The organism is Shewanella putrefaciens, assembly GCF_016406305.1.
GTDB lineage: Bacteria > Pseudomonadota > Gammaproteobacteria > Enterobacterales > Shewanellaceae > Shewanella > Shewanella putrefaciens_C.
Genome location: NZ_CP066369.1, coordinates 1,684,130 through 1,700,386, shown reverse-complemented (window position 1 = coordinate 1,700,386; position 16,257 = coordinate 1,684,130). Strand labels below are relative to the sequence as shown.

Genomic DNA, 16,257 nt, shown 5'->3' with positions numbered 1-16,257 from the left:
ATTTATAAATGAGTGTGCTAATTAGACGCCTGTGCCTAACAACTGCAGTTTGCTGCATGAGTTGGTTGTTGGTCGCGTGTGGCCCCCAACGACTTCCCTCTGGTTTGGTGTATTGCTCCGAAGGGAATCCCGAGTCTTTTAATCCGCAGTTGGTGACCTCTGGCACCACTATCGACGCCACCTCGCACCAAATTTATAGCCGCTTGGTCGACTACGATACTCAATCGGGCAAACTCGTTCCGGCATTGGCAACCCAATGGTCAATGTCGGAGGATGGACTAAGCTACCGGTTTGTCCTCAGGGAGAATGTCAAATTCCAAAACTCATCGCGTTTTACCCCTTCTCGCACTTTTAATGCCGACGATGTGTTATTTTCGTTTAATCGTATCATTGACCCTCAACATCCTTACCATAGGGTCTCTCATACTGGATATCCCTTTTTCCAAAGCATTGGCTTTTCAGCGCAAGTCAAAGAAATAAAAAAGATTAATGACCATGAAGTCGTTTTTTATTTAGCCCGCAAAGACGCCTCTTTTCTGTCAAATCTAGCGACCGACTTTGCGGTGATCTTATCCGCTGAATATGCCCAGCAGCAGTTAGCCCTAGGTCACCCTGAAAACGTCGATCACTTTGCCATAGGTACAGGGCCATTTACCTTAGTCCAATACGCTAAAAACGAATATATTCGCTATCGCCGTCATCCCGATTTTTGGGGCGAGCCCGCAAAAATCGATATGCTAGTATTTGATATCACCCCAAAAAGCACGGTCAGGCTGGCTAAACTTATCGCAGGGGATTGCAGCGTTTCAGCACTCCCTAAGGCGGGTGAACTACCCGTCATCAAACAACATAGCGAATTAACCATTGAATCCCAACCTGGACTCAACGTCGCATTCTGGGCCTTTAATACCCAAAAACCGCCGCTAGATGATGTCCGCGTCCGCCGCGCACTCGCCTATGCGGTCGATAAACAGAATATCCTGCGGGCTGTCTACCAAAATACCGCCATTGAGGCCACAGGGGTGCTGCCACCCGCCTCTTGGGCCTACGATAACAATAAAGGCCTGAATGATTACAACCCACAAAAAGCTCGGGATTTACTCAAAGAAGTAGGGATAAAAAATCTCAGTATCGATATTTGGGCCATGCCAGTAGCCCGAGCTTATAATCCTAATGCATTGAAAACTGCTGAGTTAATTCAATCTGATTTAGCGAATATCGGCGTAAAGGTTAACATTGTTAGTTTTGATTGGAGTGTATTTAGTCAAAGGCTCAGCCGCGATGAATATGACTCAGTGCTCATTGGCTGGAATGCCGATAACAGCGATCCCGACAATTTCTTTACTCCGTTGCTTAGCTGCTCGGCAATGCAGTCGAACAACAACCGCTCTCGCTGGTGTAACCGCCAATTTGATGCCATCTTAGATAGGGCACGAGAAGTGTCGACCCAGGCAGAACGTAAAGCCATTTACCAAGAGGCCGAGGCCTTTCTAGCAGACCAAGTGCCTATGGTGAGTTTAGCCCACGCCAAACGTGTTGCCTTAACCCGTAGCAATGTCCAAAACATGCAACTCACTCCCTTTGGTGGCATTTCCTTTTCTCAAACCAGCCAAGCTCCGCTGGAGGCTCACTGATGTTCAGATACCTTTTGCGGCGCCTTTATCTCTTTCTTGCGACATCCTTGGTGATGATTGGGGTGCTGTTTTACAGCACGGGATTATTTCCCGTTGAGCGAAGCTTTGCACTGACGGGCATTCATGCCCCTACGGCAAGCCAACTGGTGCAAATAGAGCAAGATTACCGATTAAATGACAATCAAGCTTTGCAATTTTTTGCGTATTTGCAACAAAGATTAAGCGGGAATTTAGGGGTATCGGTCACCTCTCACCAAAGCGTTGCCGAAGAATTACGCGCCGTCCTTCCCGCCTCATTTGAATTAGCGATTATGGCGGCAATCATTGCCATTGGCTTAGGGGTACCGCTCGGGGTTTTAGCCTCTCAAAGTCAACATAAACTCACCCAGAACACGATTATGGCCATTACTCTTACGGGCTATTCAGTGCCCGTTTTCTGGTTAGGACTTTATCTGTCACTCTGGTTTGGGGTCGACCTCGGCTGGTTACCTATTTCAGGACAGCTTAATTTGTTGTATGAAATCAAGCCAATCACAGGCTTTATGTTAGTTGATATCTTACTTTCTGAGTCACAATACAGCATGTCAGCCTTTAAAGATGCGCTGTTACATATTGTCTTACCCGCAACAACCTTAGCCGTTTTACCTTTTACCGTGGTCGTTCGCAGCACCCGTTCCGCCATGATGAATGTGATGAATCAAACCTTTATTCGCGCCGCCGAAGCCAGGGGAATGCACACTGGCACTATTATTCTGCGCCATGCCTTACCCAATGCCTTAATCCCTGTGCTTAAGCACCTAGGGTTAATGCTGGGCGCCTTTGCCAGCTATGCCATTGTGGTCGAAATGATTTTCTCTTGGCCGGGGGTCGGATCATGGTTGGTATCGGGAATTTATCAACGGGATTATACTGTTATCCAAGGGGGTATTCTGGCCGTTGCCTTGCTGATCATCTTCCTAAGTATCTTGATTGAAGTATTGCATACTGTCTTCAATCCACTGAGCAGAAAAGACCTTTATGCCGCCAGTTAAAATCTATCAAGAAGATCAAATCGCCTCCCCTATGATGCGGGTATGGCAAAATTTTTCGGCCAACCCTTTTGCCTTGGCGGGGCTGTGGACGATTGCATTCCTGCTTTTGCTAACCCTGTTTGGCCCTATGATTGCGCCTTTTCCCCCAGAAGCCCAAGATCCTAAAGCGTTATTATTACCGCCATCTTGGGACCCTTCGGGTACAGTTGCTCATTTTTTAGGGACTGATGATCTCGGCCGCGATATATTTAGCCGTTTACTGCACGGTGCCCATTTGACCTTCGGCATGGCACTTTTAATCGTAATTACCGCCCTAGTGACAGGTTTTATAATCGGCTCATTGTCCGGCATGATGCGCGGCTTAAAATCCAGTATCCTCGGTCACTTACTCGATGCGTTGCTGTCAATTCCTTCACTTTTGATGGCCATTTTAGTGGTGGCCGTGATGGGGCCAGGGCTTGAAAATGTGTTTTGGGCCGTCGGTATCGCCTTAACGCCCCAGTTTGTGCGTTCGATTCATCAATCTGTGCATGAAGAATTACAAAAAGAATACGTAACCGCAGCCCGTTTAGATGGTGCTAATTCACTGCAGATTTTTTGGTATGTCATCATGCCAAACGTCTGGGAAGTCGTGATTATTCAAACAACTATGGCCATTTCTGCCGCTATTTTAGACATAGCCGCCCTCGGATTCCTAAGCTTAGGGGCACAGGCGCCAAGCCCGGAATGGGGAGCCATGGTGGCTCAAGGTATAGATAATTTATTGACCGCTCCTTGGACGGTTACTATTCCGGGATTAGCAATTCTTTTTAGTGTGCTGGCCATTAACTTGGTTGGCGATGGCCTACGGTCGGCGCTTGCGCCCATCAGAAACTAACTTATGCCTTTACTCGACGTACGAAATCTAACGATTGAACTCGATACGCCCCACGGCAGAGTGCGGGCACTCGAAAAGGTCAGCCTAACGCTCAATGCGGGGGAAATTCATGGCCTAGTCGGTGAATCCGGCTCTGGACGAAGTTTGTTGGCCAGAGCCATTCTTGGGATCCCAGGCCCCAATTGGACTATTACCGCCGATCGCATGATGTGGGACGGCAATAATCTGATGGCGATGAGTTCAAAGGAGCGCCGCAATCTGATGGGCTCAGATATAGCGATGATTTTCCAAGATCCCTCAGGTAGTCTCGACCCAGCCCAAACGGTTGGCAGTCAGTTGATGCAGGCTATGCCCAAAAATCCCAAAGCCTATTTTTGGCAAAAGCATAAACATGCCAAACTCACCGCTCAAAAATGGCTACATAAGGTCGGCATTAAAGACCCACAAAAAGTCATGGCGAGCTACGCTTGGGAATTATCCGAGGGGGAATGCCAAAAAGTAATGATCGCCATGGCCGTCGCCAATCAACCGCGATTGTTGATTGCCGATGAACCGACAAACTCCATGGAACTTAGCACTCAGGCTCAGATTTTTCGCCTGCTCTCCCAACTCAATCAACTGCAAAATGTGTCGATTTTAATCATCAGCCATGAGCTTGAAACCTTAGCCCAGTGGTGCGATCACTTGTCGGTACTCTACTGTGGCCAAGTGATGGAGTCGGGGCCAACCGAGGAATTAATTGCCACCCCCTATCATCCCTACACTAAGGCATTACTCGATAATATGCCTGACTACTCGGGCATCAAAGCGCACAAGGCTATCATGCCAACACTCCCAGGCTCAGCACCTGCGCTACAACATCTTCCCATTGGTTGCCGCCTAGGGCCAAGGTGCCCCGAAGCACAAAAGAAATGTGTTAACCAGCCAAATTTGAGTCATATCAAAGACCGCTACTTTGCATGCCATTTCCCTTACCACGGCGAAACAACAAATGACGACCCCACTGCTTAAAGTTAACGATCTCTATAAAAGATATGATACGGGTTATAGAGGCTTTTCACGCCAATATAACGATGCATTAGCCCCCGTTTCTTTTGAGCTCAATAGTGGCGAAACCTTAGCCATAGTCGGTGAAGCTGGCTCGGGTAAGAGTACTCTTGCGCGCATATTAGTCGGTGCAGAGCCCCGCAGCGGCGGTGAAATTTACTTCGAGGGTGAAGCCTTAGATAGCCGCAACATCAAACAGCGTTGCCGCTTGATCAGGATGATTTTCCAAGATCCGAATACTTCACTCAATCCTAGGCTCACTATTGGTCAGTTGCTCGATGAGCCACTGCGGTTTAACACTGAACTGTCGGCCAAAGAGCGTCATAGTCAGGTCATAGACACCTTAAGGAAAGTTGGTTTATTGCCGGAACATGCTGATTTCTATCCGCATATGATCTCCGAAGGCCAAAAACAACGGGTCGCGGTTGCACGGGCTCTTATGCTCAACCCTAAGATTATTATTGCCGATGAAGCCTTAACGGCTCTTGATCTTTCTGTACGCTCACAAATTCTAAATTTATTACTGAAACTGCAAAAAGATCTCGGCTTGTCTTATATCTTTGTCTCCCATAATCTCAATATTATTCGCCATGTTAGCGATAAAATTATGGTGTTGCATAAGGGGGTTATGGTTGAGAAAGCCCCCACAGAACAGATATTTAACTCGCCACAACATGAATACACCCAGAGGCTGATCCAAGAGCAGAGCCTGTTTGTCCACAAGCGTTAAACTGCTCCAACCACTTAAATAATCAGGCGAATTGGTTAAAAATAGATGCCATTTACTCGCTGAAATATTTATCCTATTGGCTATTTTGATAGAAGAAGCTTAAACATGATTATCAAACCAAAAATTCGTGGCTTTATTTGTACCACCACCCATCCCGTTGGCTGTGAAGCAAACGTTCAAGAACAAATCGCCTTAACCAAAGCGAAAGGCAAAATCGCGAATGGCCCTAAAAAGGTTTTAGTAGTGGGCTCATCCAGCGGTTACGGTCTGTCTTCACGTATCGCCGCCGCTTTCGGTAGCGATGCGGCGACCATTGGCGTGTTCTTCGAAAAGCCAGGTACAGAGTCCAAACCTGGCACGGCCGGTTGGTATAACTCTGCCGCCTTCGATAAGTTTGCAAAAGCCGAAGGCTTGTATTCAAAAAGCATTAACGGCGATGCCTTCAGCCATGAAGCAAAGCAAAAAGTCATCGAGCTTATTAAGCAAGATCTCGGCGAAATCGATATGGTCGTTTACTCACTGGCCTCCCCTGTGCGCAAACACCCAGATTCAGGTGAGCTTATCCGCTCAGCTTTAAAACCCATTGGCGAAACCTATACCGCAACTGCCGTTGATACCAATAAAGACTGCATTATAGAAGCGACCGTTGAGCCCGCAACTGAGCAGGAAATTGCCGATACCGTCACTGTTATGGGCGGCGAAGATTGGGAACTGTGGATTAAAGCCTTATCAGAAGCCGGTGTCTTAGCCGATAACTGCAAAACAGTAGCCTATAGCTATATCGGCACTGAGCTGACCTGGCCAATCTACTGGCATGGCGCCCTTGGCAAGGCCAAGATGGATCTGGACCGCGCAGCAAAAGCCTTAAATGAGCAACTGTCCGCAACCGGTGGTAGCGCGAATGTAGCGGTACTAAAGAGCGTTGTGACTCAAGCGAGTTCAGCTATCCCTGTAATGCCACTGTATATCGCTATGGTATTTAAGAAAATGCGCCAAGAAGGACTCCACGAAGGTTGTATGGAGCAAATCTATCGTATGTTCAGCGAGCGTCTGTTCCGCGCCGACGGTGCCAAGCCTGAAACCGACAGCGACAATCGCCTACGTTTAGACGACTGGGAACTGCGTGAAGATATTCAGCAACATTGTCGCGATTTATGGCCGCAAGTCACCACAGAGAACCTCTCTGAGCTTACTGACTATCAAGAATACAAGGCTGAATTTATTAAACTCTTCGGCTTTGGCATTGAAGGGATTGATTACGACGCGGATGTAAATCCTTACGTTGAATTTGATGTGATCGAACTCTAATTCCCGTGAATTACCAGCGTTAATACTAAACGCCACCTTCGGGTGGCGTTTTTATTTGCTGCAAAACTAGGTCGATAAGCTAAACTAGCATGACTTTTCACAGGTAGCATAAGGACAAAAAATGAAGATCAGTGCACGCAATACCCTTAGTGGCACAATTACCGCCATCGAAATCGGCTCAGTGAATAACGAGGTCACGATTGAACTCGCACCGGGCGTAGTGCTCACCTCTGTGGTTACTAAAGCATCCTGCGAACGTTTAGGGCTTAAAGTTGGCGATTCAGCTTATGCACTTATCAAAGCGAGCAGCGTTATGATTGGAGTGGATGATTAATCCTTCGATTTAAATCCTAGAGAAACACGCTAACAAAAAAGGCCAAGTGAATTCACTTGGCCTTTTTATTCAATCTATTAGAGGATAACAGCCTTGGCCGCTATCCATACTTAGATTAACCCTCTACCGGGTACAATACCTCGGCATTGGCTTTGAGTGAGTCGATCAAGCCACGGTAGTCTGCTTCACTGTATTGCGCGTTCAAACGTTGCTTAAGCGCATTGACTAGCTCATCGCTAACACTCTCAGCGGCATTGACTTTATCCAGCGCAACCACGGCATAACCATTGGCTAAAGCCACAGTATCTACCACAGAGGTCGTACTCGGTGTTGGCATTTGGAACACTTTACCCACTATGGCAGGGTCAATAGTTTGCTCACCACGGCCCAATTTAGCTTTAGCGATTAGCGCGATATCGGTCGCACCCGCTTTAACCTGTGACAGTATTTCCTGCGCTTTCGCACGGGCGGCATCGTTCGCCTGATCTTGCTTCAAACGTTCCGTGATATCGGCCTTCACAGTCGCTAATGGCAAAGTGCCTGCATCCTGATGCTCTTTGGCACGGATAACAATCACGTGGTTAGGCGCAAGTTCAATCACTTCGCTGTTCAAGCCCTTTAACATCACAGTTTCAGAGAAGGCTGCCTTCACAAAATCCGGCTTATTAAACTCAGCGGGAACATCATCGCGGGAAAAGAGTGCAGTGGTTTTAACCGCAATACCTACGGCTTTTGCCGTTTCAGCTAAGGTATCTGGTACCTCGTAGCTGGTATCGGCCAACTTACTTTGCAAACTGTAGAATTGGTCGACAGCCTTCTTGTCCTGCAACTGGGCCACAATTTTAGCTTTCACGTCGGCAAAAGGCACTGTTGCACCCGCTTGCACATCGAGTAATTTAATAATGTGGAAACCAAAATCGGTTTTAACAACCCCTGAATGTTCACCCTTATTTAACGCAAATAACGCGGCATCGAAGGTTGGGTCCATCACACCGGGTTCAAACCACTCCAGCTTACCGCCCTGCTCTGCACTTAGGGTATCATCGGAGTTAGCTTTCGCTAATTCAGCAAAATCGGCGCCATTGTCTAATTGCTTAGCCAAATCTTCCGCCTTGGCTTTTGCAGCAGCTTCATCGCTATCGATAGTGACCAGAATATGAGCCGCTAGACGCTTTTCATTCGCCACATATTGGGCTTTGTGCTCATCGTAATAAGCCTGCGCTTCTTCGTCCGAAATAGGGCTATTTTTAGCAAAATCAGCCGCATTTAGCTCAACATACTCTAGGCTAACCTTTTCTGGGCTCATAAATTGCCCTTGGTTAGCATCGTAGTAGTTTTTCACTTGCTCATCGGTAACACTGGCATTAGCAAGGAATGGCGCAGAATCCACCACCAAGTAACGAATATCACGGGTTTGACCTTGCAGTTCGGCTAATTGCTTAGCTTCACCGGGTAACACAAACTCTGTCCCCACTAAGGCCGCAGTCAGCTGGCGACGAGTCATATCGACGCGCATCATGCTTCTAAAGGTTTGTGGCTGATAGCCTAACTGGCGCAAAATCGCTTGATAACGTTCGTTATCAAATTTACCGTCAGTTTGAAAAGCAGGTTCTGTTTTAATAGCAGCAATAATTTGCTCATCAGACACTCTCAGGCCCATAGCATGTGCGGCTTGGTCGATGAGTTTGTCGGCAACTAAACGTTCTAACACGCTCTGCTTTATGCTTTCTAGGTATTTTTCGTCGGCAGATAATGCAGCAAACATTTCACCCAGTTGTTGCTCCATACGAGAGCGTTCACTCTGGTAGGCTTGCTCTAACTCGGCTTTAGTGATCTTGTCACCATTGACTTCTGCGGCGGGTACGTCAGTTGTTGAGCCTAAGTAGCTACTGACACCTGCAAATGCAAAAGATAAAATCACAAGTACGAGAATGCCTTTAGCTATCACGCCTTGCGAACCGTCGCGGATCTTTTCTAACATCAGATTTCTCGCTTGTTGCGATTAACAAAATAAAAAGGCGCATCAGTTTGAGATGCGCCTTTCTGTAATTTATGGGGATAATTCAGACGCTACCACAGGTAAGTGCTAAAACCCCGAGTAATGGTTGATGTAAAACGTCAAAATCCATTACTTTCAATTCGTAAAAAGCACTGATTAAACAGTGCTTATCATTACGAATGCCTTACAAAGGCTACGATATCAAAAATTAATTGACAGCGTCTTTCAGAGCTTTACCTGCTTTAAATGCAGGAATTTTTGCTGCTGCGATTTTGATTTCTTCACCCGTTTGTGGGTTGCGACCAGTACGCTCAGCGCGCTCACGCACTTCAAAAGTACCAAAACCAACAAGAGAAATTTTATCGCCTTCTTTCAGACCTTCAGTCACAGCAGCGATAAAAGAATCCAGTGCACGGCCAGCAGCGGCTTTAGAAATGTCAGCACCAGAAGCGATTTTCTCGATTAGTTCAGATTTGTTCATGTCATCCCCTTGAATGTAATTTTTTTTGCGCCGCAACCAAATCCGTCTCTAGAGCGGTCTGCGGAGGCTTTTATAACAAGCTTGAATTCAAAGTTCAAGCTGAGTTCGAAAACCAAAGAAATAAAACTGGATACAGCTCAAAGCCAGTTGCGCCAAGGGCTTGGAGCAGCTGGCTCTCCACAGACCTAGGCTACCACAGGTCTGCGCTTTGTTAAGCCCCTTTTTTCACTTTTTTTAGCGTGGTAGCGCATTTTCTTGCGTTATGCCAAGTTTTTAACCACTTCGAAGCCTTCAACTGGTCTTTCTAGGGCCAGTTTTAACACTTCATCGACCCAACGCACGGGGCGAATTTCTAAATCGGCAATCACATTGGCAGGAATTTCTTCCAAATCACGCTCGTTTTCTTTTGGAATAAGCACTAATTTTATGCCACCGCGGTGTGCTGCCAGCAGTTTTTCTTTCAAACCGCCGATAGGTAACACTTCACCACGTAAGGTAATTTCACCTGTCATGGCTACATCGGCACGTACTGGGTTACCCGTTAAGCTTGAAACTAAAGCGGTACACATGGCCGCACCAGCCGATGGACCATCTTTAGGCGTTGCACCTTCTGGCACATGCACATGGATATCACGCTTCTCGTAAAAGTCGCCGTTGATACCTAACTGCTCGGCGCGGGCGCGAACAACGGTCATCGCCGCTTGAATCGACTCTTGCATCACATCGCCAAGGGAGCCTGTGTAAGTCAACTTGCCTTTACCTGGCACTGAGGTAGCTTCAATGGTGAGTAAATCGCCGCCTACCTGTGTCCAAGCTAAACCCGTCACTTGACCGATTTGGTTCTTCGATTCCGCTTTACCGTAATCAAAACGTTGCACCCCAAGGAAAGACTTAAGATTCTCTTGATTGACAGTCACCGACTTGACTGATTTGTCGAGCAGGATCATTTTCACGACCTTACGGCAAATCTTAGATAATTCACGCTCAAGCGAACGCACACCCGCTTCACGGGTGTAATAGCGGATAATGCCGACAATCGCGCTGTCATCCACATGGATTTCATTGGCTTTTAGACCGTTACGCTCGATTTGTTTGGTCAACAAATGCTGCTTAGCAATGTTTAACTTCTCATCTTCGGTGTAACCCGACAGACGGATGACTTCCATACGGTCCAGCAGCGGCCCAGGAATGTCCATAGAGTTAGACGTGGCCACGAACATCACATCGGATAAGTCGTAATCGACCTCGAGGTAATGGTCGTTAAAGGTCGCGTTTTGCTCAGGATCTAATACTTCTAATAACGCAGAAGCGGGATCGCCGCGCATATCAGAACTCATCTTGTCGATTTCATCGAGCAGGAATAACGGGTTCTTCACACCCACTTTAGCCATCTTTTGAATGACTTTACCCGGCATAGAGCCAATATAAGTACGGCGATGTCCGCGGATTTCCGCTTCATCACGCACGCCGCCTAAGGCAACACGCACATACTTACGACCCGTTGCCTTAGCAATGGATTGACCGAGCGAAGTTTTACCCACACCTGGTGGCCCAACGAGACACAGGATTGGTCCTTTAAGCTGGCGAACACGGCTCTGCACCGCGAGGTATTCCAAAATACGTTCTTTAACCTTTTCCAGACCATAGTGGTCGGTATCGAGCACTTCTTGGGCTTTAGCTAAATCACGTTTGATTTTAGAACGTTGGCTCCAAGGCACTGATGTCATCCAATCCACATAGCTGCGCACAACTGTAGCTTCCGCCGACATGGGTGACATCATGCGTAATTTGTTCAGCTCGGCTAAGGCTTTTTCCTTCGCTTCGCTTGGCATGTTAGCCTCTTCAATCTTACGATTTAAGGCTTCAAACTCATCATGGCCTTCATCTAGGTCACCCAGTTCTTTTTGGATAGCTTTCATCTGTTCGTTCAGATAATACTCGCGCTGGCTTTTTTCCATCTGTTTTTTAACGCGGGTGCGGATACGTTTCTCAACCTGCAGTAGGTCGATCTCCGATTCCATCATCGCCATTAAATATTCCAGACGTTCGCCGACGTTGACCATCTCAAGCACAGACTGCTTGTCTTCAAGCTTAAGTGGCATGTGTGCGGCCATAGTATCGGCCAGACGCGCCGCTTCATCGATACCCGATAAAGAGGTTAAGACTTCTGGCGGGATCTTCTTGTTCAGCTTGATATAACCTTCAAACTGACCAATGGCACTGCGCACTAGCACTTCTTCTTCTTTGTCTTCCAGCGGCTCTGACTCCAGATACTCAGCCTTAGCCACAAAGAATTCAGTCTCTTGGGTATAACGGGTGATACGGGCGCGACGGCCACCTTCAACCAGCACTTTTACCGTACCATCTGGCAATTTCAATAACTGCAAAATAGAGGCAACTGTACCAACATCGAAAATATCATCTTTGGTGGGTTCATCGAGCTCGGCATCTCGCTGCGCCACTAAAATAATCTGTTTATCCTGGGCCATTGCCGTTTCGAGACAACGAATCGATTTTTCTCGGCCAACGAACAACGGAATTACCATATGGGGATAGACCACCACATCTCGCAGTGGCAGCACGGGGAGTTCGATATGCGCTTCACGCTCTAGGGTCATAGTTCGATTCCGTTTTGGTGAATGGGATTGATAATGGAGTATATTGGGACGGTTTAATCAGTTTCAATGGTCAATACGAAAAAAGGAGCCCATTGGGCTCCTTGTTTTTCAGTTTATTTTCAAACAGTACGATTATTGCTCGCCGGAAGCTGCTTGAGCCTCATTTCGCTCATAAATCAGGATAGGTGCAGACTCACCATTGACCACAGACTCATCAACGACGGCCTTCACCACGCCTTCGGTTGAAGGAATGTCGTACATAGTATCGAGTAAAATGCCTTCAACAATTGAACGCAGACCACGGGCACCTGTCTTACGGGACATGGCTTTATGGGCAATCGCCTTTAGTGCATCTTCACGGAACTCAAGCTCTACGCCTTCCATCTCAAATAACGCACTGTATTGCTTAGTCAGGGCATTTTTAGGTTGAGATAGAATTTGCACTAGGGCTTCTTCGTCCAGCTCAGTCAGCGTCGCAACCACAGGTAGACGTCCGATAAACTCAGGGATCAAGCCATATTTGACTAAATCACCGGGTTCAACTTGAGATAAGGTTTCAGAAATCGTCGCCTTCTCTTTTTCGCCTTTTACCTGCGCACCGAAACCGATACCCGAGCCAACGTGGGCACGCTGCTCAATCACTTTTTCAAGCCCAGCGAACGCGCCACCACAGATAAACAGGATCTTAGAGGTATCTACCTGTAAGAATTCCTGCTGCGGATGCTTACGGCCACCTTGGGGTGGAACCGCGGCAACAGTGCCTTCAATCAGCTTTAGCAGTGCTTGCTGCACACCTTCACCCGAAACGTCACGGGTGATCGATGGATTGTCTGATTTACGGCTAATTTTATCGATTTCATCGATATAAACGATACCGCGCTGCGCTTTCTCAACATCGTAATCGCACTTTTGCAGCAATTTTTGAATGATGTTCTCAACGTCTTCACCCACATAACCCGCTTCGGTCAAAGTGGTGGCATCGGCCATGGTGAAAGGTACGTTTAATGAGCGCGCCAGAGTCTCTGCTAGCAGCGTTTTACCACTACCCGTTGGGCCAATCAGCAAAATGTTACTTTTGCCTAATTCAACCCCATCTTTAGGTGATGAATTTTTTAAGCGCTTATAGTGGTTATAAACCGCAACAGAGAGCACTTTTTTAGCTCGGTCTTGGCCAATCACATAATCGTCTAAATGCGCACGCAACTCATGTGGCGTTGGCAATTTATCGTTATCACGTTTTGGAGAGATCTCTTTAATCTCTTCACGAATAATGTCGTTACATAATTCAACGCATTCATCGCATACGTATACAGATGGACCAGCAATCAGTTTTCTCACTTCATGCTGGCTCTTACCGCAAAAAGAGCAGTACAGCAATTTACCGCTGTCACCATTATTTTTGTTGTCGCCCATTAATTACCTCATTTGCAGTCTGCTCTACTGCCAGTCTTAAACTTGCTTAACCTTTTACAGAGCATAGCCCAGTCAAAAGCAAAAATCAGCCGCGTTTTGTCATCACGGCGTCAACTAAACCGTAATCCACGGCTTGAGTCGCACTCATGAAGTTGTCGCGATCGGTATCACGCTCAATCACTTCGAGTGGCTGGCCAGTGTGCTCGGCAAGCATCAGGTTGAGCTTATTCTTGATGCCGATAATTTCTTGTGCGTGAATAGCGATATCGGAAGCCTGACCTTGGAAACCACCCAGTGGTTGATGGATCATCACCCGAGAGTTTGGCAAACAGAAACGTTTACCCTTCTCGCCACCCGCTAACAGGAAAGCGCCCATGCTGGCCGCTTGGCCAATACACACAGTGCTCACGTTAGGCTTAATAAATTGCATGGTATCATAAATCGCCATACCCGCAGTCACTGAGCCGCCGGGTGAGTTGATATATAAGAAAATATCTTTATCAGGGCTTTCTGATTCCAAGAATAACAACTGCGCCACAATCAGGTTAGCCATATGTTCTTCAACTTGACCCACCAAAAAGATAATCCGCTCTTTCAATAGACGAGAATAAATATCGTATGAACGTTCACCCTTAGCAGTCTGTTCGATCACCATAGGCACTAAAGCACTTTGTATGTCTGACGCATTATGCATTATTCACTTCCCTAAATAAAAATGGCTCGCATGAGGAGCCTCATACGAGCCATTATAAATGGCGAACTGCCAATCAAGTCAAGCTTAGCTTATGCGCGACCGGTAGCCTTGTTCATAAATTCTTCAAAAGCAACTTCTTTCTCGGTCACTTTGGCAGATTTAAGCAGTGCTTCAACCGCTTGCTCTTCTAAAGCAACGTTGCGCATGTTCTGCATCAGTTCTTTGTTGCTGTTGTAATAAGCGATAACTTCACTTGGATCTTCGTAAGCAGAAGCCATAGAAGCGATCAAACCTTGTACGCGCTCGTCTTCGGCTTTCAGTTCGTTAGTCTTGATGACTTCACCTAATAGCAGACCGATTTTAACGCGACGAGCTGCTTGTTCAGTGAACAGTTCAGCTGGCAGTTCTGGCATATTAGCCGCTTGACCGCCAAAACGTTGCATAGCCTGTTGACGCAGTACATTAACTTCGCCATCGATCAATGCTTTTGGCAGTTCGATGTCGTTGTTTGCTAACAGACCTGCGATCACTTGCTCTTTCACGTTAGCTTTTAACGCTTGCTCAAGTTCACGGTTCATGTTTTTACGGATTTCAGTTTTCAGCGCTTCTAAACCACCTTCGCTGATACCGAACAGAGCTGCAAACTCATCGTTCACTTCTGGCAGGTTAGCCGCTTGCACTTCAGTCAGTGTAATGGCGAATTTAGCTGCTTTACCTTTTAGGTTTTCAGCGTGATATTCTTCTGGGAAAGTCACGTCAATAACAAATTCTTCGCCCGCTTTGTGACCTAAGATACCGGCTTCAAAGCCTGGGATCATACGGCCGCTACCTAATTGCAGTTCGAAATCGTCCGCTTTGCCGCCTTCGAATTCTTCACCGTCAACTGAGCCAACAAAGTTCATTTTTACTTTGTCGCCATCGGCAGCTTCGCGCTCAACAGCCGCGAAAGTCGCGTGTTGTTTACGTAAAGTTTCGATCATAGTGTCAACGTCAGCATCAGTGACTTGTGCTTTTGGTTGTTCAACTTCAATCGCTTCTAAGCCTTTTAGTGCTACTTCTGGGTAGATTTCAAAGGTAGCGATAAATTCGAATTTTTCGCCATCAGTAGAACCAGGAACAAAAGTCGGTGCACCCGCTGGGTTTAATTTCTCAGCAATGATGGCTTCGATGAAGTTGCGTTGCATGACTTCACCGGTGATATCTTGACGAATTGCCGCGCCATAACGTTTGTTAATGACAGTGACAGGCACTTTACCAGGACGGAAACCTGGGATACGAGCACGCTTAGCTTCACGTTGTAAACTGTCTTTAACCAGCTTTTCAATTTGTTCCGCAGGAACAGAAATGGTCAGGCGACGCTCTAGGCCTTGGGTTGCTTCAACAGAAACTTGCATTGTTTTACCTCGAAATTTGTCTAACGTCCTTTGTAATAGCCGAGTCATCAACTATTCAGGTATTCGTTTCTTGATCATTAAATTTGACTACAATGCCCACCACTACTGGCTTTTGGCACAGGTCGCTCATAGTTGATATCTATCAAGACGCGACATTATAGCCACCGTTTTCTGCAGAGTCGAGCCTCAACAGCCGAATCTGGGGTATAAAAAAAGCGACCCGAGGTCGCTTTTTTTATTTTGTACTCTAAGTACTAAAAATGGGGTGACTGATGGGGCTCGAACCCACGACAACCGGAATCACAATCCGGGACTCTACCAACTGAGCTACAATCACCACTGAAACTGGTACGCCCGGCAGGATTCGAACCTGCGACCACCCGCTTAGAAGGCGGGTGCTCTATCCAACTGAGCTACGGGCGCATGGTTTACAGAATATCTGCATCCTAACCGGCGTTGGATAGCGTTTGGCTATCCATGCTATTCACTCATCCGAATTCAATTCTGCGAGCAAATAACAATAAAGTGGTCGGTGATAGAGGATTCGAACCTCTGACCCTCTGGTCCCAAACCAGATGCGCTACCGGACTGCGCTAATCACCGAAGGTCTTACATTTTATTTGGTATCAACTCAGAGGGTTTCCTCTGGTCCACTCTCATCCAAAATCTGGATGCGCTACCGGACTGCGCTAATCGC

At 47.0% G+C, this 16,257-nt stretch carries 13 protein-coding genes and 3 tRNA genes; 7 read left to right on the top strand and 9 right to left on the bottom strand.

The window, feature by feature from the left end; all coding sequences use genetic code 11:
- Window positions 1-8: 8 nt before the first annotated feature.
- The 7 genes from JFT56_RS07260 to JFT56_RS07230 all read left to right on the top strand — a co-directional run bounded on the left by JFT56_RS07260 (window position 9) and on the right by JFT56_RS07230 (window position 6,961).
- Window positions 9-1,634, top strand: coding sequence for an ABC transporter substrate-binding protein (locus JFT56_RS07260; protein ID WP_198783000.1), 1,626 nt, complete (start codon window positions 9-11; stop codon window positions 1,632-1,634).
- Window positions 1,634-2,665: an ABC transporter permease subunit gene (locus tag JFT56_RS07255; RefSeq protein ID WP_198782999.1), complete on the top strand. Its 1,032-nt coding sequence runs from the start codon at window positions 1,634-1,636 to the stop codon at window positions 2,663-2,665. Before JFT56_RS07260 ends, JFT56_RS07255 begins: the two co-directional genes overlap by 1 nt.
- Window positions 2,652-3,542, top strand: coding sequence for an ABC transporter permease subunit (locus JFT56_RS07250; RefSeq protein ID WP_198782998.1), 891 nt, complete (start codon window positions 2,652-2,654; stop codon window positions 3,540-3,542). Before JFT56_RS07255 ends, JFT56_RS07250 begins: the two co-directional genes overlap by 14 nt.
- Before the next feature lie 3 nt (window positions 3,543-3,545).
- Window positions 3,546-4,553, top strand: coding sequence for an oligopeptide/dipeptide ABC transporter ATP-binding protein (locus JFT56_RS07245; protein WP_198782997.1), 1,008 nt, complete (start codon window positions 3,546-3,548; stop codon window positions 4,551-4,553).
- Window positions 4,534-5,319 carry an ATP-binding cassette domain-containing protein gene (locus JFT56_RS07240; RefSeq protein WP_198782996.1) on the top strand — a complete coding sequence of 262 codons (786 nt, stop codon included), beginning with the start codon at window positions 4,534-4,536 and terminating at the stop codon, window positions 5,317-5,319. The genes JFT56_RS07245 and JFT56_RS07240 overlap by 20 nt, the downstream gene beginning before the upstream one ends.
- Before the next feature lie 105 nt (window positions 5,320-5,424).
- Window positions 5,425-6,627 (top strand): enoyl-ACP reductase FabV, encoded by a 1,203-nt coding sequence (fabV, locus tag JFT56_RS07235; RefSeq protein ID WP_198782995.1) that lies wholly within the window; start codon window positions 5,425-5,427, stop codon window positions 6,625-6,627.
- 121 nt (window positions 6,628-6,748) lie between these two features.
- A complete protein-coding gene (locus JFT56_RS07230) occupies window positions 6,749-6,961 on the top strand; it encodes a TOBE domain-containing protein (protein WP_198782994.1) in 213 nt (70 codons plus the stop codon).
- Window positions 6,962-7,076: 115 nt separating this feature from the next.
- Here JFT56_RS07230 and JFT56_RS07225 read toward each other — a convergent pair whose 3' ends face one another.
- The 9 genes from JFT56_RS07225 to JFT56_RS07185 form a co-directional block, all read right to left on the bottom strand.
- Window positions 7,077-8,942, bottom strand: a complete 1,866-nt coding sequence (locus JFT56_RS07225) for a SurA N-terminal domain-containing protein (RefSeq protein WP_198782993.1) — start codon at window positions 8,940-8,942, stop codon at window positions 7,077-7,079.
- Between the two features lie 226 nt (window positions 8,943-9,168).
- Window positions 9,169-9,441 (bottom strand): nucleoid-associated protein HU-beta, encoded by a 273-nt coding sequence (gene hupB / locus JFT56_RS07220; RefSeq protein WP_006081127.1) that lies wholly within the window; start codon window positions 9,439-9,441, stop codon window positions 9,169-9,171.
- Between the two features lie 260 nt (window positions 9,442-9,701).
- Window positions 9,702-12,059, bottom strand: coding sequence for an endopeptidase La (lon, locus tag JFT56_RS07215; RefSeq protein ID WP_198782992.1), 2,358 nt, complete (start codon window positions 12,057-12,059; stop codon window positions 9,702-9,704).
- Between the two features lie 132 nt (window positions 12,060-12,191).
- On the bottom strand, window positions 12,192-13,472 hold the full coding sequence (gene clpX / locus JFT56_RS07210) for an ATP-dependent protease ATP-binding subunit ClpX (protein ID WP_198782991.1): 1,281 nt from the start codon (window positions 13,470-13,472) through the stop codon (window positions 12,192-12,194).
- A gap of 85 nt (window positions 13,473-13,557) precedes the next feature.
- Window positions 13,558-14,166, bottom strand: coding sequence for an ATP-dependent Clp endopeptidase proteolytic subunit ClpP (clpP, locus tag JFT56_RS07205; protein ID WP_007647146.1), 609 nt, complete (start codon window positions 14,164-14,166; stop codon window positions 13,558-13,560).
- Window positions 14,167-14,255: 89 nt separating this feature from the next.
- Entirely contained in the window at window positions 14,256-15,560 is a 1,305-nt protein-coding gene (gene tig / locus JFT56_RS07200) for a trigger factor (protein ID WP_198782990.1), read from the bottom strand.
- A gap of 261 nt (window positions 15,561-15,821) precedes the next feature.
- Window positions 15,822-15,897: transfer RNA gene (locus JFT56_RS07195), tRNA-His, on the bottom strand.
- Between the two features lie 9 nt (window positions 15,898-15,906).
- Window positions 15,907-15,983: transfer RNA gene (locus JFT56_RS07190), tRNA-Arg, on the bottom strand.
- A 103-nt stretch (window positions 15,984-16,086) separates the two neighbouring features.
- Window positions 16,087-16,163, bottom strand: a tRNA-Pro gene (locus JFT56_RS07185).
- Window positions 16,164-16,257: the final 94 nt, after the last annotated feature.

Coding starts and splice junctions, on each gene's coding strand:
- JFT56_RS07230 (WP_198782994.1), top strand. CDS start 6,749: ATGAAGATCAGTGCACGCAATACCCTTAGTGGCACAATTACCGCCATC.
- JFT56_RS07250 (WP_198782998.1), top strand. CDS start 2,652: ATGCCGCCAGTTAAAATCTATCAAGAAGATCAAATCGCCTCCCCTATG.
- JFT56_RS07255 (WP_198782999.1), top strand. CDS start 1,634: ATGTTCAGATACCTTTTGCGGCGCCTTTATCTCTTTCTTGCGACATCC.
- JFT56_RS07225 (WP_198782993.1), bottom strand. CDS start 8,942: ATGTTAGAAAAGATCCGCGACGGTTCGCAAGGCGTGATAGCTAAAGGC.
- hupB (WP_006081127.1), bottom strand. CDS start 9,441: ATGAACAAATCTGAACTAATCGAGAAAATCGCTTCTGGTGCTGACATT.
- JFT56_RS07260 (WP_198783000.1), top strand. CDS start 9: ATGAGTGTGCTAATTAGACGCCTGTGCCTAACAACTGCAGTTTGCTGC.
- fabV (WP_198782995.1), top strand. CDS start 5,425: ATGATTATCAAACCAAAAATTCGTGGCTTTATTTGTACCACCACCCAT.
- clpP (WP_007647146.1), bottom strand. CDS start 14,166: ATGCATAATGCGTCAGACATACAAAGTGCTTTAGTGCCTATGGTGATC.
- tig (WP_198782990.1), bottom strand. CDS start 15,560: ATGCAAGTTTCTGTTGAAGCAACCCAAGGCCTAGAGCGTCGCCTGACC.
- clpX (WP_198782991.1), bottom strand. CDS start 13,472: ATGGGCGACAACAAAAATAATGGTGACAGCGGTAAATTGCTGTACTGC.
- lon (WP_198782992.1), bottom strand. CDS start 12,059: ATGACCCTAGAGCGTGAAGCGCATATCGAACTCCCCGTGCTGCCACTG.
- JFT56_RS07245 (WP_198782997.1), top strand. CDS start 3,546: ATGCCTTTACTCGACGTACGAAATCTAACGATTGAACTCGATACGCCC.
- JFT56_RS07240 (WP_198782996.1), top strand. CDS start 4,534: ATGACGACCCCACTGCTTAAAGTTAACGATCTCTATAAAAGATATGAT.